Consider the following 19,701-nt stretch of genomic DNA (forward strand, 5'->3'; position numbering starts at 1 on the left):
AACGCTGCTAAGAAGAGCACTGTTAAGGCTGCTGCTAAGAATACCAAGAAGAGCGCTTTACCACAAACTGGTAACAACTCTGCTGCCGTTGTAGCATTAGGTGCTCTGTCTGGCATGCTTGGCTTAGGCTTAGCTGCTAAGAAGCGTGAATTCTAATTTGAACCATTTAAATTAGGAATTACCGCCTAATATAGAAAGACGTCATGGTGAAAACCATGGCGTCTTTTGTTGTTTAAAGAGAATGTAAATTTGCAAGCACATCAGGTCTATTATATGGGCATCATAACGCAGAAAAGCCTAGTTGCTAGATAGCTACTTATCTAGCAATTAGGCTTTTTTATGTGAAATTTTAATCAATGCCTAGGATTTGTTGATGAACCTGGAGAGCGGCTGCCCAGTCCTGATCACTACAAATCTCGCCGCTAAATTCAGCTTGCCGTCCCTTTATGCTAAAAGTAAACACCTGCAAAGGATTGATATATCCCTCTAGCTTTTGGGCATGCAGCGGTATAAAGAAGTCACGCAAACGATTGTTGGATGCGTGCGTAATTGGCATGACCATTACTAAACCAGTCATTTCGCTATAGCCTGGAGAACTCAGCACCAGTGCAGGATGGCGCCCACGAATTTCAGAGCCAACTGATGGGCGAAAGTTGATCCAAATTAAGTCTTGTCGCTGTGGCAAATACTGATTGTTAAAGGAGTTCGTCATTGGCTACGTCTCCTTCAACAAAACCAGTTTGATCACCGTTAAAACGATGCTGCTTGATGTATTCATTATCTTCAAAAGGATTCTTCCGCTTTGGCATGTAAACAATCGCACCATTGCGGCCAGAATAAACATTATATTCTTGGTCCGTCGGCTTAATTGATTTTGGAACCGTCAAAACATTTGAAGTCCCAACTTTGCGAATTTTAACTGCCATGAAAGCCGCCTCCTTATATATTTTAAATATATATTATATTAAAAATTAATCATTAACAACCATTTAGCGTTTCAACTTAATGAACACTTTTCGCAAAAAATAAGTTGTCAAATTTATACAACTATTCAAAATTCCAGATAAGCCACAATTTTAATTGACATATACATCAATTTGACTCATTTTTCTCTGGAAAATAGTACATTACATTTTAAGATGTACAAGTCCGGCAAAAACTGGATGGTTGCTGGTTTGATGACCACTGCCGTTCTGGCCGGCTTGACCTTAGGTAACGTCAATACTACTGAAGCACACGCTGCTGTTAACAACACGCCAGTAGCTGCTGCACAAAAGACTTCTGCAACTTCTGCTGAAGTACAGTCTCAACAAACTGTTGTTAATAGTGCTGCAACTGCTGTTAATTCACAAACAGCAGTTGTAGCTTCAGCAAGCTCCGCTCTCGCAAGTGCACAAAACTTGAATTCAGCATCAGCTGCTGTTTCAGGTGCTGAGGCTCAATGGTCTGCAGCTGAAAAGAACGCAGAAAGTGCTCGACAGGCTATGGGTTCTGCTTCACAAAACTCTCAAAAAGCAGCTAAAGAATTGAAGGGTGCTACTAACCTTCAGCATGGTTTCTGGAAGAGTAAAGGGTCAGCAGCTTATGACTACTTAACTAATCTGGTTGCAAACACTCAAAAGGAATTAGACGAAGCTCAAGCTCAATTACCTGATGCTGAGACTGCTTGGAATCTTGCCCATGATGCATACGAAAAAGCTCTTCATAGCACTATTGATCATCATAGTGAAGAATACAAGGCTCTCAAGCTTAATTCCGAAAAGGCTTTCAATGACCTTGACGCTATTCAGAAGACAATTAGTACTGATAAAGGCATTATTAGTTCAGCAAATGCTAAATTGAACGGTAAGGCTAATTTAGCTGATGGCACCCCACACAATTTAATCAAGAACAAGGCATTGGTCGACTCAATTCCTGCTCTGCAAGAAGCTGCTCAAAAAGCTCATAATGCATATGTTGCTGCTTCCGATGCTGCTTCTGATGCTAGCGTCATTGCTTACAATGCACTGGACAATATTTCTGCTGTACGTGACGCATACAACTTACCAGATTCTAATGGCTTAAAGAAGATGCGTCATGACGCAATGGGTGCACCACGTAAGATTAACAGTGACAAGACCGAAATTAATGCATTACGCACTGCAGATCAAACTTATTACGGCGATGCAGTTAAATATGCTTCTGAAGCTGCTATTAAGGAAGGCCAAGCTCAAAGCGCTGTAGCTAAAGCTGAGTCAGATGTTGCTGTTGCTGCTGATCAATTAGACCAGGCTGAAACACAGCAAAAGGCAGCCCAAGCTAAATACGATGCCAACAAGACTTCTCTTAATTTAACTCTTCTTAACAATGCAAAATCATTAACTGGCAGTTGGCAACGCAATTTGCATGCTGCAAACACTGCTCTTGAAACTGCTAAAAACTGCTAAGCAAAATCTTGCTAAGGAACAGGAGCAAGTTGAATACTGGAATGGTCAGGTCAAGTCTACACAAACTACTGATCGTTACCAGAAGCTGAGTGCTGATATTGTCTACCGTCAAGGACTTATTGACGCTTACAAAGAAGCTAAGCAAAACTTCGAGGACGCTAAATCAGCTGCTGCTTTAGTTGCACCTCTTCAAGCTGCCTACGATAATGCAAATAATGTCCTTACCGCATTAAAGAACACTTTGGCTCGTGAACAAGCTAAGTTAGCAGCTATGGAAGGCGAACAACCAGCTGCTAGTTACACGGTTACTCCAGGCGGTGAAACTGTTCAGCCAGATCACACGATTGGCAAGAACCCATCTACTAATGTGACAGTTCAGCCAAAGGGTAACGCTGCTGCTGTTAGTGTTGTAAATGGGAAAGCCATTGCTGCCGTTGAAGGCAACACTCAAAAGGTTAGTGTTGTATCCAGCGAATGGACCAATGGTTACGACGCTGCTCAAGCACAAGTTGCTAAGGCACAGGCTGAACTGAAGGCTGCTAACCAAGCATCTAAGGTTATTTACATCAGTGCTACTTACACGCTTTCTGATGGTTCAACTGTCAAGGCTGATGTTCCTGTAACGGTTCTGAACAACGTTACTACTAACCCTGACGAAGGTCAGACCACTGACAACAACGAGGGTCAAGGCAGCTTCACTGGCGAAAAGGATGGCAAGTACTTTGTAAAGGGTCAACAGGTATCTGCTTACCAATACAAGGAATACGTTGCTGCTCACCCAAGTGCTGTTAAGGCAACCGCTAAGAAGAACGCCGCTACTAAGGCTACTGCTAAGAAGTTACCACAAACTGGTAACAACTCTGCTGCCGTTGTAGCATTAGGTGCTCTGTCTGGCATGCTCGGCTTAGGCTTAGCTGCTAAGAAGCGTGAATTCTAATTTAAATAAACTTAAATTAGGAATTACCGCCTAATATAGAAAGACGTCATGGTGAAAACCATGGCGTTTTTCTTATACACTGGAAAATAGTAAAATGCATTTCAAAATGTATAAGTCTGGTAAGAACTGGATGGTAGCTGGTTTGATGACTACCGCCGTTCTGGCCGGCTTAACATTAGGCAACGTGAATGCTACTGAAGCTCACGCCGATGTTAATACACCTGTTGCAGCTGCTGCTCAAAAGACTCCTGCAACTTCTGCACAAATCAGTGCTGCTTCAGATAACGTTGTTGCTAAGAGCGCTGCTTTAAGCAATGCAAATGCTGCTTTGAACAGTGCACAAAATGATGTTGCTAAGGCTGCTAGTGCTAACTCAAACGTTGCTGTAATCGCTCAAGATTCTGCTAACGTTGATTCAGCATTTAACGCTGTGACTAGTGCTTCTAACGTCCTTAGTAATGCAACTAGTGCTACTACTAAGGCTCGTCGTGCTCATCGTGGTGCGGTTTCTGATGCTTCAAGTGCTGGTATCACTGCTTCTGCTGTAGCACATGAAAACAGTTTAGCTAGTCAACAAGCTGCTTCTGCAACTGCTGCTTCTGAAGCAATGGCTAGTGCATCTGCTGCTGTTGATGCTGCTACTGCAACTGTCAACAGTATCAAGGATCAAATTAACGCATTACAGAAGCGTATTGATAACATGTACCACCAGTTCATTGCTGCCGGTGGTACTGATGCCATGATTACAGGTGCTGCTACTACTCCTGCAAATCTGAAAGGGCAACTTGGTGTCTACAAGCAGCTTTGGGCTGGTAAGCGCAGCTTGAAAAAATCACTTGGCCACGCATCTACTCCAAGTAGAAATTACGCTACTGGTGCATACCGTACATTAGAAGTAGCTGAATCCAACTACAAGACTGCTAAAAAGCAATTATCATTCTACAAGCATGACGCTAAGGCTCATGCTGATAATGCTGCAGCAGGTCAAAAGTACTTAGACAAGATTAACGAAACCGCTGCTGCTCTTGAAGCTGCACGTACTGCTGAAAGTGCTGCACAGACCAACTTCCAGAATGCACTTACTGCATTAAATAGTGCCAAGAGTACACTTCGTGCTGACCGTGATCTTTATGGTGTTCCTACTCATGATCAAGTAAATGCTGCTTCTGCTGTTGCACAAAATGATGAGAACCAGATGCATGCTAATACTAATTGGACTGCCTACAGTGCTGCTTCTGCACAGGCTCAGACTTCTCAAAAGCATGTTGCTGATTTGACCGCTGCACGTCCAGCTGCTGTTGAAGCATTGGCCAATGCTAAGAAGACTTTAACGGATGCTCAAGAAGTATTGAGCAAGACTACTGCAGGTACAGCTGAAGCTGCTGCTGCTAATGCAAAGGTTGCTGAAGCTCAAACTGCTGTTGACGACGCACAAGCTGACCTTGACAGTCTTGATTCTACTTTGCGTGCCGCTCAGACGAACTTGGAGAATGCTCAAAGCACTATGGCTGCTAAATTAGCTGCTACTACCAGTAACGGTACACTTCAACAATGGGTTGACAAGTACAACGCTGATGAAAGTGCTTACCAAGAATTGTTGAAGGAATTCAACAACAACAAGAATCCTATGTTAGCTGCAGCCGTTGCTCAAAACGCACTGACTGAAGCAAAGGCTAACCAAGCCGCTGCTCAAGAAGCTTACAACAAGGCAGTTGCTTACTACAACAGTCTGACTGGTGAGAAGCCTGCTACGCCTAGTTACACGGTTAACCCATCTGCTGTTGAAGTTAAATACGGTCATCAATTAATTGTTACCCCAGGTGGCGATGTTGCTAGTCTGAGTGCTACTGTTAGCTTCGTAAACGGTCACGTAAACGCCGCTTCTGAAGGTACTACTGATGGAGTTACCATCGTATCCAGCAAGTGGACTGACGGCTACGACGCTGCTCAAGCACAAGCTGAACTGAAGGCTGCTAACCAAGCATCCAAGGTTATCTACATCAGCGCTACTTACAAGCTTTCCAATGGCCAGACGGTTGTTAAGGAAGTTCCTGTAACGGTTCTGAACAACGTTACTACTAACCCTGACCAACCTGCCCAAGGCAACCAAGGTTCAACCACTGAAAACACTAACAAGGGTGAAGCTAGCTTTACTGGTGAAAAGGGTGGCAAGTACTTTGTAAAGGGTCAACAAGTATCTGCTGCTCAATACAAGGCATACGTTGCCGCTCACCCAAGTGCTGCTAAGGCTGCTACTAAGAACGTCAAGAAGAACGCCTTACCACAAACTGGTAACTTCTTGGCAGCAGCCTTAGCAGCACTCTTCTTAACAGCGCCCTTGTGAGCGGCAACGTATGCGTTGTATTGAGCAGCGGATACCTTCTTGCCGTTTACAAAGTGTTCACCATTCTTAACACCAGTGAAGCTGCCTTCGATCTTGTTGGTATTTTCAGTGGTTGAACCTTGGTTGTTGTCAGATGGCTGATCAGTGTTAGGGTTCGTAACATCTGGCAGAACCGTAACCTTAACAGTACCATGGAAGTCATTGTAGTGAGCAGGAATGTTAACTACAACAGCGTGACCAGTCTTGTTAGCTTCTGCACGTGCATCAGCAACCATCTGTTGAGCTTCAGCGTAGTTGTCCCATTCAGCTTTAACACCAGTGGTGCCTTCAGTGGCGGCAACAACCTTGGAGCCTAAAACAGCAACCGTAGCAGCGTGATGTTCAGGGTTGAAGGTTGGGTTAGCTGGTAACTGTTCACCATGACCCAGGGTTACATTACCAAAGGTACCGTTTTCAACAACTGGAGTCTGGCCATTTACAACCATGTTGTCAAGAACACCCTTGTCACGATTGTAAATGTCAGTCAATGCAGAAAGACTTTGATTTGCAGCGTTTAATCTGTTCTGCAATTCAGTCAGGTTTGCTTTGCTTTCTTGGAAGTCAGCGTAGTTTTGCTGTGCGATGTGGGCATCTTCAACTACTTGGTTAAGTTCAGCAATCTTAGCTTCAGTAGCGATGTAGTCAGGATCTGCCTTAGCCTTAGCTAACTTGTCTTGGTGATATTGGATACCTTCTTCAGCCTTCTTAACTTCGGCCTTGTCGCCATTAACAAAACGTTGGTATTCACCCTGTTTTCTAGTCCAGAAATCAACGTCGCCTTGTGCTAATGTCTTTTCTGCATCAGTAGTTGCAGCAGCCAGTGCTGCCTTAGCAGCATCTAACTTAGCAGTAGCGTTATCCAAGTAAGCTTGGTTCTTCTTCAAGTCAGCTTGTTTACGACTTAACCAGCTTTGGTCACCCTTGACATCACGTTCTTCAGTAGCAACAGCTTGTACTGATGGCTTACGATTCAAGCGGGTAATCTGAGCTTGTGCAGCATGTGCTTTAGCATTGAATGCATCAACTTCAGCACGACTAGCAGGCATCAGGTTATCAACCCGAGCGTCGGAGTATGCGTTAAATGCAGTTTCAGCAACTTGTTTTGCATCATCACGAAGCCGAAGAGCATCTTGGTATGCGGCCTTTGCTTGGTCAAGAGTAGCTAATAACTTAGCGTAACGGTCATGAGCAGTCTTGTGGCCTTCAAGGTTCTTCAGTTGATCTAAAAGACCATTAGTGCTGTGCAGAGCATTGTAAGCAAAGAAAGCAGCTTGATCAGCATCAGTGTGAGCCTTACGTGCATGACGTAACGTTACATCATAAAGGTTACGTGCACGACGAGCATGGTCTAATGCATAGTTATCATCGTCAAGTACTGAGTGACTTGCATTAGCGCGGGTATCAGCTTGTAACTTTTCTTGAGCTGACTTTACATTAGCCTGTAATTCCTTGTAGTGGAGGCTTGCAGACTTAACAGCAGCTTCAGTAGTTGCTTGATCCTTCTGAGCCTGAGCTAACTTAGCTTGTTCATCAGCAACACTTTGCTGTAACTTAGCGTAAGCTGCGGAATCAGCTCTGTTCCACTGATCGTACATGTTCTTGTCAGTTGGACGACCACCACGACTGACTGCTGCGTTATCAACAGCATTAGAAGCACTGTGGTATGCACGGTAAGCTACACCAGCATTGCTAGATGCAACTACATAGTCGGAGTGAGCGTTGGAGAATGCAGTAGAAGCAGAGTTAACAGCTTTGGCAGCAGAAGTGTTACCCATAGCGGTATCAAGAGCGTTTTGAGCAGCATTAACATTCTTTTGTTGGTTAGCAACTGCAGCAGCGTCTTCAGCAACCTTTTGACTTTGAGCATTGTATTCTGCTTGAGAAACTTTTTGTGGTTGAGCAGCAGTACTAGTAGCAACAGGTGTATTAACATCGGCGTGAGCTTCAGTAGCATTCACGTTGCCTAATGTTAAGCCGGCCAGAACGGCGGTAGTCATCAAACCAGCTACCATCCAGTTCTTACCAGACTTATACATTTTGAAATGCATTTTACTATTTGCCGTGGTAAAAAAACTCCAAATAATAAAGAAATAATTAGTCAAACATGTTTAACATTTGAACTGACATTATAGTAATGCACTTCGGTCAAATTTTCAAGATTTCTTAACAATTACCACTGACATCCCGTCAAATCTTAATAGATCGATCACAATTTTTATTGTTTTCTGAATGATGGAACGTATTGTTCGAAAAAAATCAAGCAATTTCTCAGATCCTTGCCAGGAGTGCATTCTCACCTCGCCCATCCGAAATTTTTACCACGCTCTGTGGCCTACAGATTTTGTGAAGATGAGATGTTCATTAAGAAAAAATAATTTAACAAATATTTTCATTTATCGCCTGCTATCACGCGTCCTACTAGTTTTTAGGCTTGTTTTGCGGGTTGTTACGTTTGCCGTTTTGGTAGTCCATTATATATTGCTCTATCAAGTTTACAATCTGTTTGTTCTGCGGAAGGTCGGAATGTTCCGCATCCTCACCGGTGACCGTCATCGTGGTGAAGTGCTTAACTTGCTTCTGATAGATGTACTTACCTGCCTGCACACTAGCTTCGGGTACCAGTCCGTCAGAATCATAGGTTTCAGTACCGATCACTGAAATAACACTCAAGTTAGAAGGTATCTTGCTTCGGTTATCAACAAAATCAGAGAACATCTGGGTCTTATTGTTGGTCGACGTTTCATTGAAGTTATACGGCGACCCAACTGTCATTAAACGCTTAATGGTTATGTGTTCCTTATAATCGCTGTAATAGTGTTCGAGCCAGTAAGTCCAAATCAAACCTCCGTTGGAATGGCCAAACGCCTTGAAGTTGTTGAACTTATACTCTTCACTCAGCTCGTTGAAGGCACTATCAAACATCTTCGCCTGCTTCTTGATGTTATTGTAGCCATCGTGATTATTTTCAAAGCCAACAACGATGATGGGTTCACGATCACCTCTCCGGATCTTGCCTGAGTAGGTAATCTTCCCGGAGTTCTTCACTTCCAACTTCAAGAGACTATGCTTGTTCTTCGTATCTTCGTTCAGCATTTTGACTAAGGTATTGAAACGTTCCTTGGTCGCTGAACTACCAGGCACCATAATCACTGGTGACATCCGCGACTTCTTGAACTGCTCTGCCCGCCGTGTTGACGATTGCATCCAGAAATAAGCCGGAATGGCCAGCAAAACCAGAAAGATAGTGGTAAAAATCAGCAGACGATAGGTTTTCTTCTGTTGAGCATTCGCTTTATGCTTCAGCATGTTCATCCGCCTCCTGATCTAAGCGTTGTGCTTCGTTTTCAACCTTCAGTGATAACTTAACAAATGGCAAATAGCAGCAAACGTCAATAATTAATAAGAGTAACGAGAAGATTAACGACATCCAATTACCGTTGGTACCTAAGAAAGCAACTAACGGTCCTGGGGTCCCAATCGGCACTTGATAAGCCGGCGTTGGAATAATATGCAAAGCAATGGCCCCAACCGCCAGCATCATGTTAACGACTGGCAACAGAACAAATGGGATAAAGAAGAACAGGTTCAGGAGAACTGGGGCACCAAAAAGCAAACCGCTGTTGCTGTTAAACAGGATTGGCAAAATGTTCCAGCGTACCAGCTTATGGTCTTCAATGGCACGGGCTTCAATGGCTACCGCCAAAAGCAATGCCAAGCACAGACCTGATCCACCAAAGGTCCAAAAACTGTTATAAATAGTGGTCCCCAAGAATGGATACGGCACATGCCAATTATTATGGGTCAATACATAGGATAGGTTGGCGTTAATGGCACTCGAAGATGTTGCATTCATGATGTTATACGGGCCACTCATTCCTAACCATTCCAGGAAAGTGGCAGCAAACGACAACCCAGCTTTGATCCAGGCCGGTTGGTCACCGTTGCTTAAATCCTGCAAGGAACCATAGGCAACGTCGATAATATTGAAGTAGGACATCAGGTTAAACAGACCGTTAATGATCAAGGCAAGCATGATAACTAGTAGCATGATCTTTAATGCCCGGTACATCCGCCGCCGAATGGTAATAACGTGTTCATGAACGGTGAACTTAACTGGCTTGCCTAACCAACGAAAGGCCAGGCCCACCAGATAGCCCACAAGCAAACCAATGAAGAGCAGGTCGCCACTGAACAGGCTCCATACGAATGGCACGGTATTACCACTACGCGGAAAGCGGAAGGCCAGCATTAACATGGCCGCAATACCCGTCAACTCTGCCATCTGGTCATCCCGGTGGTACAGGCGAGCCGTGTACTTGGCCGCCACCATTGCCGCATAGAGACCTAACATGCCAAAAGTGATCCGTGACAAACCGGTAAAGACCATCCGGAAAGCACTCGCCACTTTATCCGGCATCCAGTTGTAAAAATAGGCAATGTTGTAAATAAAGCCTTCCTCACTAAAAAAAGCCTGTTGGAAGACCCGCGAGCAGGCTCCAATCAGTGCAATCGGAAATAGTGTGGCTAGCGTCCGTCTGACAATCCGGATAAAGGTCAAATGGCGAAAAGCCAGACCATATCGGGTTAGCCTCTTATACATATCATCATCTTCTTTAATAAACTTATTTACCTATTATATGGACCCCAAAATGAAAAAGGAAGGCCCCACCAAAAATGGAAACCTTCCTTAAATAAATATTTACCAACTAGCCTTGCGAACACCTGGCAGTTTGCCCTCGTGTGCCAGTTTCCGGAAAGTCAGCCGCGACATACCAAACTTGCGCATGTATGCATGTGGCCGACCGTCATAGTGGTCCCGGTTATGCAAACGAACTGGCGATGAATTTGCGGGTAGTTTCGATAAACCGATGTAGTCGCCGGCTGCCTTTAAAGCCGCACGCTTCTTGGCGTATTTAGCGACCATCGCTTCTTGGTGTTTCAACTTAGCAATTTTGGATTTTTTAGCCATGCAATTCTCCTCTACTATTAAAACCATTAGTTAATAGGAAGCAAAGTGCACTTGCTGGTCAATTCACCCTTTATTATGCCGAACTTCGGATCGGATAACAAGTATTTTGACTTACTTTTTGTCAGCTAAATGGCGGCAGTAGTTGCGGTATTCCTCTGCATAGCCATACTTCTTGTTCTGGGAATCAACCAGTTCCTGATTATGCGTGTCAACCCGGCCGGTCGCCATTGTCCGTTGATAGAGGTAGATGTACGGAACCCCAAATTGTTTAGCCAAATCAAGTTCTGCCTGCCGGTCATAAGGGACGTGACGGAAATTCAGGTTGGCAATGCCCTGCGAATCGATGTCCAAGATCAAATAATGGGCACGGGTGTCTTTCTGCAGCCGGTCCCAGCCATTGAACGGCTCGCCAACTGAACCAGGATTGAGAATCACCCGTTCATCGCTGGCATAACGCAACAAGGCATGATGAACATGGGCGTAGATGGCAACATCCGGCATTTCTCTTTCAAACAACTGGTCAAAATTCTCTGTTGGCTGGGTTGGGAAGAGCGCCTGCCCCATATCTAAGTCCGGCAGGTTGTGCGACAGGCCAAAAGTCAGACTGCCGACTTTCAAGACCCGGTGCAGTGGCCAGGCCGCAAGACGGTCAATCAAATCCTTCGAGGTATGTTCAGCGACATACTGAGCTAGCCGAGCAAAATAGACTCGCGATGGTTTAACTAGTGGCATCTTGCCCCGGGCACCGTTGACGACCAGGTCATCCCAGTTACCACGAACGACGACGGAAGGATTCAATTCGTCAAAGATCTGCCAAATTGTCTTGACGCCCGGTCCTGGCATTAACAGGTCACCGACAAACCAGCTGTCATCGATCCCCTGCTTTTTAGCATCCGCCAGCATGGCCTCAAACGCGTGCACATTGCCATGCACATCCGAAAAAACCGCGATTCGTTTCACCATTATCCCGTCCTCTCTTTTCTCTAACTCCAATTTTACGAAAGCCTGTCCAGAAATTCAAAGAAATCTGGTTAAAGCTTGTGTTAGACTAGTTTGGTATACTTTTTTGGTTGCCCGTTGTCAGTTGATTGACAAATAAATAGAAAGGTCAGGGGAAAAGGTGCAAGAGTACCACGCGGGTTAACCACCAATGGCACCGCCATGCGTTATCACCCTTTTATCTATGGAACAAACAAATAATATCGATACTCATACCCGGCGCATTGTGACGATCATCCTTTTGGTCACCTGTTTCATCAGCTTGATGAGTCAGACGATGATGGTCACGGCCCTCCCAGTTATTCAAAAGGACCTGCATGTCTCGATGAATGCGGCCCAGTGGCTCACGACCGGCTACACTCTCATCATCGGCGTGGTGACGCCACTGTCTTCGAATATGTACGAAAAATTCACTAACCGCCACGTCTTCTTGACCACGCTAGGCATTTTCATTGTCGGCACTGTGATGGGCTGCTTTGCCACTAACTTTTTGACCCTACTGGCCGCCCGGTTGGTGCAAGCCTGTGCTGGTGGAATGCTGATGTCCTTTCAAATGACCACCATGATCTCCATCTACCCGCCGGAAAAACGGGGATCGATCCTCGGTCTGTCCAGCCTGGTCATCTCGGTCGGTCCCGCCATCGGCCCCACCATTTCTGGTTTGATCCTGCAAGTCATGAGCTGGCGTTACCTCTTCATTCTGGTGCTGCCGTTCATGGTTCTAGCTTGGATTTGCGGTTACTTCAAGCTCGCAAACTACAGCCAGCCTCGTGACATCAATATCGATATCTTATCAGTGGTGATCTCTCTGCTGGGGACGGCCTTGACTTTAGGCAGTATGACCGCGTTGACCATTAATCTTTGGCTGGGACTTGGCATGCTGATCAGCGGTCTTCTGGTCCTGACGATCTTTGTCCGCCGTCAACTCAAGCTGGTCAACCCCATGCTCAAAGTCCAGATCTTTCTTAAACCTTCCTTCCGTTTGATGACCATCGTGACCATTTGCGCCTTCATGATCATGTTAGGAACGGAACAGATGATCCCGATCTTCACCGAAAACGTGCAGGGAGTCTCATCCTTCATGTCCGGGATGATCCTGCTGCCGGGCGCCTTATGTAACGCGGTTGTCGCCCCGATCGCTGGTCATTTCTATGATGAACACGGTCCGGTGATCCCCTTGTTTGCTGGCTTTACGGTGATTCTGCTGGCTTCGATCCCATTAGTCACCGTCAACGCTCACACGCCACTTTGGCTATTGACCTCTGCTTATGCTTTACGGATGGTGGGCAACGGCATGATTTTTGGCCCGGCTCTATCAGAAGCCTTCACCAAGTTGTCCCTGGCTGAAAACAGTCATGGCACGGCTTTGAATAACTCGCTACGGCAATGTTTCGGTGCCGTGTCAGTCACCATGCTGGTGGTCATCTCCAACCTGCCTGCGAAACTAATTGTTGGTATTCGGACGTCACTATGGGTTACGGTAGGTTTAACGTTCCTGATGATCATAACCTTCATTTACTATCTCTCAGTTAAAAATCATCTAAAGGAGTGACGCATTTAATGAACGACCTTGCAGACGATAATGAACAGTTGCCCAAAGGCTGGCATCAAACCTTCATCACCCTATGGCTAGGCTGTTTCATCACGGGAATGGGATATTCAATGACGATGCCTTTCATTTCCTTATTCATCAACGAACTTGGTGATTTCACCCGCTTTGAATTAAACATTTATTCCGGCTTAGCCTTTGCGATGACTTTCATCAGTCAAGCAATTGTCTCGCCATACTGGGGCAGTTTGGCCGACCGGAAAGGACGTAAATTGATGTGCATGCGCGCTGCCGGCGTGATGGCCTTCACCATTTTCATCACCGGTTTATCGACCAGCGTCTGGATGATCATTGGTATGCGCTTCTTGCAAGGAGCCTTCTCCGGTTACATTAATAACGCCACAGCTTTGATGGCGGGTGAAACGCCCCATCGCCGGTCCGGCTGGGTAATGTCAGCCATGATGACGGCGGGTGTTTCCGGCAACTTGGTCGGTCCTCTCTTAGGTGGTGCCTTATCCGGCGTCTTCGGCTACCGGATTCCATTCTTCATCACCGGGGGCCTGATGTTCCTGGTCTTTCTGGGTACCTGGTTCTTAACGAAGGAACACTTCGAACCGATTGAGAAGACCAAGATGAAGCCGATGAAGGAAATCATCCACATGATCCCCAACGTCAAACTGATCTTTGCCATGTTCATCACCACATTGATCGTTCAGGCCTCCGTCATGAGTATCGACCCGATCGTCTCCCTGTACGTGCGGGAAATGATGCATAACCGTGGCAACATCGCCTTTGTGGCCGGTGTCGTCGCTGCCACACCTGGACTGGGGAACCTCTTGTCGGCCTCGAAAGTTGGTCATATCATGGACCATATTGGGCCGGAAAAAGTCCTCATGGTCGGTTTAGTCATTGCCACCCTCCTTTTCGTGCCAATGACCTTAACTCGTTCGCCATGGAGCCTGGCATTCTGGCGCTTCCTATTGGGCCTGACCAACGCTGGTCTGATGCCGGCAGCTCAGACCATCCTGACTTTGGACGTACCCCAAGAGGCGTTCGGCCGGATCTTCTCCTATAACCAATCATTCCAAGCCGGTGGTTCCGTGCTTGGTGCGCTGATGGGTTCCGGAATTTCTGGCCTGTCCTCCTACGCAGCGGTCTTCGCCGTCACGGGTGCGAGTCTGTTCATCAACTTCTTCATCGTCCTAGCAACGCGGACCAAGAAAGCTGCCTAGTCGTTAGGAATTGACATTGACTATCAATATTAAAAATGGTGTCGACGTTCAAACTGAACGTTGGCACCATTTTTTCTGTCTCGCTGATGGCAATAATTGTCATCGGCGCTTTTTTATTTCTTGGCTTTAATCGTGTGTTCGACCGACTCTTGATGTAATGGCGTAGTCCGTTGGTCATTCAAGAAGATCGGCACCATTTCCTCACGCGTCTCGGAGAATTGCAGACCGTAGAACTGAACCGGCGACAAGGTATGGTTCTGCAAGAAGAGCCGCAGTTGGACCAGCATCCGCCGCCAGCCATGGATCATGGACGTTGGGGACAGATGTTCTTTGAAGAAGATGAACTCGAAGTCACCAACTTTACGTCCCGGTGTTGTCGTGTATTTTTGTGGTTGTTCGTCAATCACGCCTTGATTCATCAATTCGTTAACGACTTGACGCAGGTAGAGGTTGACGCTCGTTGCCATCTTGAAGCCCAAGTACAGCTGCAGGTTGACGATATTGCGCGTGCCCATCATGTCCACGCGGTAGTAGCAGGTGTAAGGCTGGTCGGTATTGTTAACCGTAACGAACCAGTAGACCCGCGCCCGCTTTGGATTCTTGTCCAAAATCGAATACAAAGTTTCCCGTTTGACCAGGTGGTTGCGGTTAATCCGGGCCATCATGACCAGGTTGCTGACATACATTGGCACGGTATCATCAGCCGACAGCTGCATTAACTTGTCACGGAAGTCAGCCAGACTCAGGTACTTGCTTTCGTCACTCATCTCGTCACGCAGGTTGTCGCCGTAGTACCAGCCTACCATCGTAATCAGGATCAAGGCGGTAATCAGAACGGTGACGTAACCACCGCGGGCAAACTTAACCAAGCTGGAGGCCAAGAAGATACTCTCAATCGCCACATAGAGGATGACGAAGCTCGTCGCCCAAATTTTTGCCCAGTGTTCACGCATGTATTCGTGCAAAAGCAAAGTTGTCATCAGCATCGTTGCCGTGATGGACAGACCATAAGCGGCCTCCATGTGGGCTGAAGTTCTGAACCAGAACAGGATGCTGGAGGTAACGAAACAAAGGATCCAGTTAACCGCCGGAATATAAATCTGTCCCTTTGACAGTGACGGGTGGTGCACCTTGAGTCGTGGCAACATCTTCAACCCGATCGCTTCCTCAACCAATGTGTAGGAACCCGTAATCAACGCTTGCGAGGCAATGATCGCAGCCAGTGTTGCAATGGCCACACCGAACAGGTAGACCCCGTGCGGCAGCATTTGGTAGAAAGGATTGTAACCCGAACCATGCTGGGTCATCGGCAGGTTATGGATCAAGAAAGCCCCCTGCCCCAGATAATTGAGGACCAAAGATATGAAAACAAATGGCCAAGTCAGATAGATGCTGCGCCGGCCGACGTGCCCCATGTCGGAGTAAAGGGCTTCTGCACCAGTAGTCGCCAAGAAGACGGCTCCGAGGATGAAGACACCCATGTGGTTGGATGGGGAGAACAGCAATTCAATCCCATAAACCGGCGATAAGGCCTTCAGGATCCATGGTGCCTTGATCAGGTTGACCAAACCGAAGAGGGCCAAAAATGTAAACCAGATGACCATGATTGGACCGAAGCCACGGCCAATGGTGCTGGTCCCAAAACGTTGAATAAGGAAGAGGACCAGCAAAATCGCGAAGGTGATGATGACCACTTCCTCCTGGTCATGTACCAGCACATTCGAGCCGAAGCTGATCCCCTTCAACCCTTCAACGGCGGTGGTAACCGTCACGGCCGGTGTCAACGTACCATCGGCCAGCAAGGCGGCCCCACCGATTAACGCTGGCACGATCAGCCACTTGGCATGCGAACGGACCAAGGCATATAAAGCGAAGATCCCACCTTCACCACGGTTATCAGCCCGCAGTGCCAATAAGACATACTTGATCGTCGTCATCAGCATCAAAGTCCAGATCACCAGGGAGACCGACCCAATAATATATTCACTGCTGAGCGCATGTGTCCCGCCAGCGTCGTTGATTAAGGCATTCATGACATACAACGGGGACGTGCCGATGTCGCCATAGACAACCCCCAAAGCAACCAGGCTATAAGCAATCAATGCTCTGCCTTTAGCTGGCCCGTTCATCATTTTTTATCCCTCCCCTTTTATACATGGAAGCAATACTAGTCGTTTATTGATAATTGTCAAGCAAGAAAAGCTAGTCAATTGGTCTAACATACAGAAAAACTCCCAATTCAGCGAGAATTGAGAGTTTCAAATGCTTAGCTTTAATTTAAAAACTAAGCCATGCTCTTCATTTGTTAGTCTTATTATCCGCTTCTGACTTGGCAGCGGAATCTTTGCCCGTCTTCTTGTCAGGCTGGGTTGCAATTTGGACTACCCGGAACTGACTAACATAGCTGTTTTGCATCTTAATCGGCGTGAATGAGAAGTTGCCTAAGCGCATCGGCCGGTTAAGCTTCATTGGGTATTCCTCTTCCAGGAAGAAGCCCGTCAGTGTTGCCACATCAGTCTTGTCGAATTGCGGAATTTCAACGTGGAAGTAACGTTCAAAGTCGGACAATGGCGTCTTTCCAGAGATTTGGTAAACTTGGTTGCCCTTGTTGTCCTTATCCAGCATTTGGATCTTGTCGGATGAAACATGGTCAATTTCTTCACGGACGTTACCAAACATTTCTTCGTAGATATCCTTGTCGGTCACGATACCAGAAGTACCACCGTATTCGTCCTGAACCACGGCGATTGGGGCTTCTTTGCGCCGCATCTGCCGCAAAATTTCAACCAATGATTCGCTTTCGTAAACAACGGGGATCTTCCGAATGATCTCACGAATGGAAGATTCAGGGTTGATCCGGTTCTGCCGCATAATGTCGTAAGCGAAAATGTAGCCTAAGATATGGTCCTTGTCACCATTTTGAACAACTGGGTAACGGCTAAACCGCTTCTGGAAGTACAGGTTGGCCGCTTCGGCGATCGTGGCGTCACGGTCAATTACGACCAGCTGGGTCCGGTCAACCATGATGTCCCCCGCGGTCCGGTCGTTCATTTCAAAGGCCCGCCGCATGTAGAGCACGTCTTCCTTATCCATTTCACCGGCCTTTTCAGACTGCCGTGACAAGGTCAGAATTTCATTTTGCGAGTAAGTATCCTCTTCCGGACGCACGTTGTAACCCAACAGCTTGGTGAAGCCAGCCGCTGCGACAGCGAACAGCCAAACGAATGGGTAGAAGATGGTATGGAAGAATTGGATTGGGTGAACAATGGCCAACAGAATCGGCACTGGCCGGTCAATGGCCATGTTCTTTGGTACCAAGTCAGTGAAGACGGCATGGAAGAAGGTGAAGATCAGCACACCGATCACTGGTGCCAACGGCTTTAAAACGTCAGCCGGGATAAACCTCAGCTTCAAGAGCAAGTTGGTAATGTATTCGTCACCAATCCACCCTAAAATCAGGGAAGTCATCGTGACCCCAACTTGGGCCGTTGACAGATATTCGTTCAGGTTGGCCACCATGTGCTCAGCCCGCTTGACTTTCCGGGTCTGTTTCAGTTCCTGAAGTTCGCTCGGCCGCACCTTGACAACAGAATATTCAAGCAAGGTGAATAGGGCCGCCAGCAGTAAAATTAAGATAATTACAACTAAACTAACTAAATTATTACTTAGCAACTTTCTTCAACATCCTTTATTGTTCTTTAAACCTATTGTAGCAAGCTTTCAGTGAGTGGTTAATTTTTTGGCGATCTTTTTTCAGCGACTGCCATTTGCGCCGTGATGAACTGCAAAAAGATCTGGGCAACCGTCCCTAATTGGCGATTCTTGCGCCAAGCCAACACGTGGCCGGCAACCTTTTCGGGACTGAACGGGACAAAGGCTAATTTACTATCATCATATTGATCAAAGACCCCCTTAATTCCTAAATGATAGTAGTGACCACTCTCAATTAGCGATTTGGCGTTCTCGGGCAAGTTAACCATTACCTTGATGTTCAACCGTTCCGGATCCAGTTTCAGCACGTCGGTCAAGTCATCGCGAACAATATTACGCCGCCCGATAATTAACGGCAGCTGATAGATATCCTTGGCCGTCACCGCTTTTTTCTTTGCTAACGGATCGTCCTTCTGCATGATCAAGCCCCAGCAATCGTTGACCGGCAGTTGCAAGTAGTTGTACTTAGCAACTTCCACTGGCTGGATTAACGCGGCCATATCGCAAACGCCCTGGTCAATCCGCTGGCGCAGCGTATCACCATCGCCGTCAAACAGGCGGAAGCTGACTTGCGGATACTTTTCCTGGAACTTTTGAACGATCGCCATCATATAAGGGGCAACGCTGGATTCAACACAGCCTAGATTGATCGTTCCTGACAAGCGGTCACGGCCCTGCTGTAATTCATCTTCCGTATGATCAATTAAAGCCAGAATCGTTTGGGCCCGTTGCTGGAACAACACACCCGCGTCATTCAAGTGCAGCTGGTGTTTTTCCCGGTCAAACAGCTTGACACCAACTTCCTGCTCCAATTCCATGATCTGCCGCGATAAAGTCGGCTGGGTCACATGCAACTGTTGCGCAGCTTTCGTGAGATTATTGAGTTCAGCCACTTTAATGAAATAGCGTAAAACCCGTGTCTCCATCACCACAAGACTCCTTTCGCTCCTTTTTGTTTATTATAGCAAAGCTTGGACCTTAATTCATTATCTGCATAGCTTTTTAATATAAATAGGTATTTTACATCAAATTAACCATTCCTTAAAATAATAAGCAAATAAGGAGGAATCAAACATGAGTAAAAACGAAGAAGCAGTTAAAAACGACCTGTTTGGCTTTGGCGACAAGAACGTTGCTTATGCCAAATACTTCATCGGCACCTGTTACCTAAACGGCCTGGTAGCCCCTGACGACAACATCGACGTCAACATCAGCAACGTAAACTTTGAGCCTGGCTGCCGCAATGATTGGCACATCCACCACAATGGCTACCAAATCCTGCTGGTCACTGCCGGTGAAGGCTGGTACCAAGAAGCTGGCAAACCCGCTCAGCTGCTCAAGCCCGGTGATGTGGTGGTCATTCACGAAGGTGTCAAGCACTGGCACGGCGCCACCAAAGACTCCTGGTTCTCCCACATTGCGATCACCAAGGGCAGCAGCGAGTGGTGCGAAAAAGTTGACGACGAATACTACGAACAATTAGGCAAATAAAAGC

Annotated in this window: 17 protein-coding genes; 7 read left to right on the forward strand and 10 right to left on the reverse strand. The window is 46.6% G+C overall.

The genetic code is table 11. The features are described from left to right. Positions 1–156: LPXTG cell wall anchor domain-containing protein (locus IV45_RS08080; protein WP_202813211.1), on the forward strand; the 156-nt coding region annotated here is incomplete at its 5' end. Positions 157–349: 193 nt separating this feature from the next. Here IV45_RS08080 and IV45_RS02285 read toward each other — a convergent pair. Further along, entirely contained in the window at positions 350–712 is a 363-nt protein-coding gene (locus IV45_RS02285) for a type II toxin-antitoxin system PemK/MazF family toxin (protein ID WP_057740316.1), read from the reverse strand. After that, complete coding sequence (gene mazE, locus IV45_RS02290; protein WP_057740318.1) at positions 696–926, reverse strand: type II toxin-antitoxin system PemI/MazE family antitoxin; 231 nt, start codon at positions 924–926, stop codon at positions 696–698. Before mazE ends, IV45_RS02285 begins: the two co-directional genes overlap by 17 nt. Positions 927–1,097: 171 nt before the next feature. On the opposite strand from mazE, the gene IV45_RS02295 reads away from it, so the two are divergent. From IV45_RS02295 to IV45_RS07750, 3 genes are all read left to right on the forward strand, one after another. Further along, on the forward strand, positions 1,098–2,426 hold the full coding sequence (locus IV45_RS02295; protein ID WP_162257107.1) for a KxYKxGKxW signal peptide domain-containing protein: 1,329 nt from the start codon (positions 1,098–1,100) through the stop codon (positions 2,424–2,426). Next, a complete protein-coding gene (locus tag IV45_RS02300) occupies positions 2,404–3,363 on the forward strand; it encodes an LPXTG cell wall anchor domain-containing protein (protein ID WP_162257108.1) in 960 nt (319 codons plus the stop codon). The genes IV45_RS02295 and IV45_RS02300 overlap by 23 nt, the downstream gene beginning before the upstream one ends. A gap of 94 nt (positions 3,364–3,457) precedes the next feature. Continuing rightward, positions 3,458–5,707 carry a KxYKxGKxW signal peptide domain-containing protein gene (locus tag IV45_RS07750; RefSeq protein ID WP_083487243.1) on the forward strand — a complete coding sequence of 750 codons (2,250 nt, stop codon included), beginning with the start codon at positions 3,458–3,460 and terminating at the stop codon, positions 5,705–5,707. Here the strand turns inward: IV45_RS07750 and IV45_RS02305 are convergent. The 5 genes from IV45_RS02305 to IV45_RS02325 all read right to left on the reverse strand — a co-directional run bounded on the left by IV45_RS02305 (position 5,593) and on the right by IV45_RS02325 (position 11,678). After that, on the reverse strand, positions 5,593–7,794 hold the full coding sequence (locus tag IV45_RS02305) for a KxYKxGKxW signal peptide domain-containing protein (RefSeq protein ID WP_057740325.1): 2,202 nt from the start codon (positions 7,792–7,794) through the stop codon (positions 5,593–5,595). The two genes, IV45_RS07750 and IV45_RS02305, sit on opposite strands and share 115 nt — an antisense overlap. 370 nt (positions 7,795–8,164) lie before the next feature. Next, the gene (locus IV45_RS02310; RefSeq protein WP_057740327.1) at positions 8,165–9,058 is read right to left on the reverse strand and encodes an alpha/beta hydrolase; all 894 of its coding nucleotides are present in this window, start codon (positions 9,056–9,058) and stop codon (positions 8,165–8,167) included. Then, entirely contained in the window at positions 9,039–10,346 is a 1,308-nt protein-coding gene (locus IV45_RS02315; protein WP_057740330.1) for a PTS transporter subunit EIIC, read from the reverse strand. The genes IV45_RS02310 and IV45_RS02315 overlap by 20 nt, the downstream gene beginning before the upstream one ends. 99 nt (positions 10,347–10,445) lie before the next feature. Further along, positions 10,446–10,715 (reverse strand): 30S ribosomal protein S14, encoded by a 270-nt coding sequence (gene rpsN, locus IV45_RS02320; protein ID WP_057740333.1) that lies wholly within the window; start codon positions 10,713–10,715, stop codon positions 10,446–10,448. 111 nt (positions 10,716–10,826) lie between these two features. Then, positions 10,827–11,678: a metallophosphoesterase family protein gene (locus IV45_RS02325; protein WP_057740339.1), complete on the reverse strand. Its 852-nt coding sequence runs from the start codon at positions 11,676–11,678 to the stop codon at positions 10,827–10,829. 220 nt (positions 11,679–11,898) lie between these two features. Between IV45_RS02325 and IV45_RS02330 the strand changes: the two genes are divergently transcribed. Both IV45_RS02330 and IV45_RS02335 read left to right on the forward strand, forming a co-directional pair. Beyond that, on the forward strand, positions 11,899–13,266 hold the full coding sequence (locus IV45_RS02330) for an MFS transporter (RefSeq protein ID WP_057740716.1): 1,368 nt from the start codon (positions 11,899–11,901) through the stop codon (positions 13,264–13,266). 8 nt (positions 13,267–13,274) lie between these two features. Beyond that, positions 13,275–14,495, forward strand: coding sequence for an MFS transporter (locus IV45_RS02335; protein ID WP_057740342.1), 1,221 nt, complete (start codon positions 13,275–13,277; stop codon positions 14,493–14,495). 113 nt (positions 14,496–14,608) lie between these two features. Here IV45_RS02335 and IV45_RS02340 read toward each other — a convergent pair whose 3' ends face one another. The 3 genes from IV45_RS02340 to IV45_RS02350 all read right to left on the reverse strand — a co-directional run bounded on the left by IV45_RS02340 (position 14,609) and on the right by IV45_RS02350 (position 19,132). Beyond that, the gene (locus IV45_RS02340; RefSeq protein WP_057740344.1) at positions 14,609–16,627 is read right to left on the reverse strand and encodes a KUP/HAK/KT family potassium transporter; all 2,019 of its coding nucleotides are present in this window, start codon (positions 16,625–16,627) and stop codon (positions 14,609–14,611) included. 166 nt (positions 16,628–16,793) lie between these two features. Then, positions 16,794–18,167 carry a hemolysin family protein gene (locus IV45_RS02345; protein ID WP_057740346.1) on the reverse strand — a complete coding sequence of 458 codons (1,374 nt, stop codon included), beginning with the start codon at positions 18,165–18,167 and terminating at the stop codon, positions 16,794–16,796. A gap of 59 nt (positions 18,168–18,226) precedes the next feature. Beyond that, positions 18,227–19,132, reverse strand: coding sequence for a LysR family transcriptional regulator (locus IV45_RS02350; protein WP_057740348.1), 906 nt, complete (start codon positions 19,130–19,132; stop codon positions 18,227–18,229). A gap of 148 nt (positions 19,133–19,280) precedes the next feature. Here IV45_RS02350 and IV45_RS02355 point away from each other — a divergent pair, with 148 nt between their 5' ends. Then, a complete protein-coding gene (locus tag IV45_RS02355; RefSeq protein WP_057740350.1) occupies positions 19,281–19,697 on the forward strand; it encodes a cupin domain-containing protein in 417 nt (138 codons plus the stop codon). Positions 19,698–19,701: the final 4 nt, after the last annotated feature.

The sequence above is a fragment of the Limosilactobacillus secaliphilus genome (assembly GCF_001437055.1).
In the GTDB taxonomy this organism is placed as follows: Bacteria; Bacillota; Bacilli; order Lactobacillales; family Lactobacillaceae; genus Limosilactobacillus; species Limosilactobacillus secaliphilus.

Bases quoted from the DNA above. Each gene is read 5' to 3' on its own strand.
- mazE (WP_057740318.1), bottom strand. From the start codon at position 926: ATGGCAGTTAAAATTCGCAAAGTTGGGACTTCAAATGTTTTGACGGTT.
- IV45_RS02310 (WP_057740327.1), bottom strand. From the start codon at position 9,058: ATGAACATGCTGAAGCATAAAGCGAATGCTCAACAGAAGAAAACCTAT.
- IV45_RS02340 (WP_057740344.1), bottom strand. From the start codon at position 16,627: ATGATGAACGGGCCAGCTAAAGGCAGAGCATTGATTGCTTATAGCCTG.
- IV45_RS02350 (WP_057740348.1), bottom strand. From the start codon at position 19,132: ATGGAGACACGGGTTTTACGCTATTTCATTAAAGTGGCTGAACTCAAT.
- IV45_RS02335 (WP_057740342.1), top strand. From the start codon at position 13,275: ATGAACGACCTTGCAGACGATAATGAACAGTTGCCCAAAGGCTGGCAT.
- IV45_RS02315 (WP_057740330.1), bottom strand. From the start codon at position 10,346: ATGTATAAGAGGCTAACCCGATATGGTCTGGCTTTTCGCCATTTGACC.
- IV45_RS02305 (WP_057740325.1), bottom strand. From the start codon at position 7,794: ATGCATTTCAAAATGTATAAGTCTGGTAAGAACTGGATGGTAGCTGGT.
- IV45_RS02285 (WP_057740316.1), bottom strand. From the start codon at position 712: ATGACGAACTCCTTTAACAATCAGTATTTGCCACAGCGACAAGACTTA.
- IV45_RS02330 (WP_057740716.1), top strand. From the start codon at position 11,899: ATGGAACAAACAAATAATATCGATACTCATACCCGGCGCATTGTGACG.
- IV45_RS02355 (WP_057740350.1), top strand. From the start codon at position 19,281: ATGAGTAAAAACGAAGAAGCAGTTAAAAACGACCTGTTTGGCTTTGGC.
- IV45_RS07750 (WP_083487243.1), top strand. From the start codon at position 3,458: ATGCATTTCAAAATGTATAAGTCTGGTAAGAACTGGATGGTAGCTGGT.
- IV45_RS02325 (WP_057740339.1), bottom strand. From the start codon at position 11,678: ATGGTGAAACGAATCGCGGTTTTTTCGGATGTGCATGGCAATGTGCAC.
- rpsN (WP_057740333.1), bottom strand. From the start codon at position 10,715: ATGGCTAAAAAATCCAAAATTGCTAAGTTGAAACACCAAGAAGCGATG.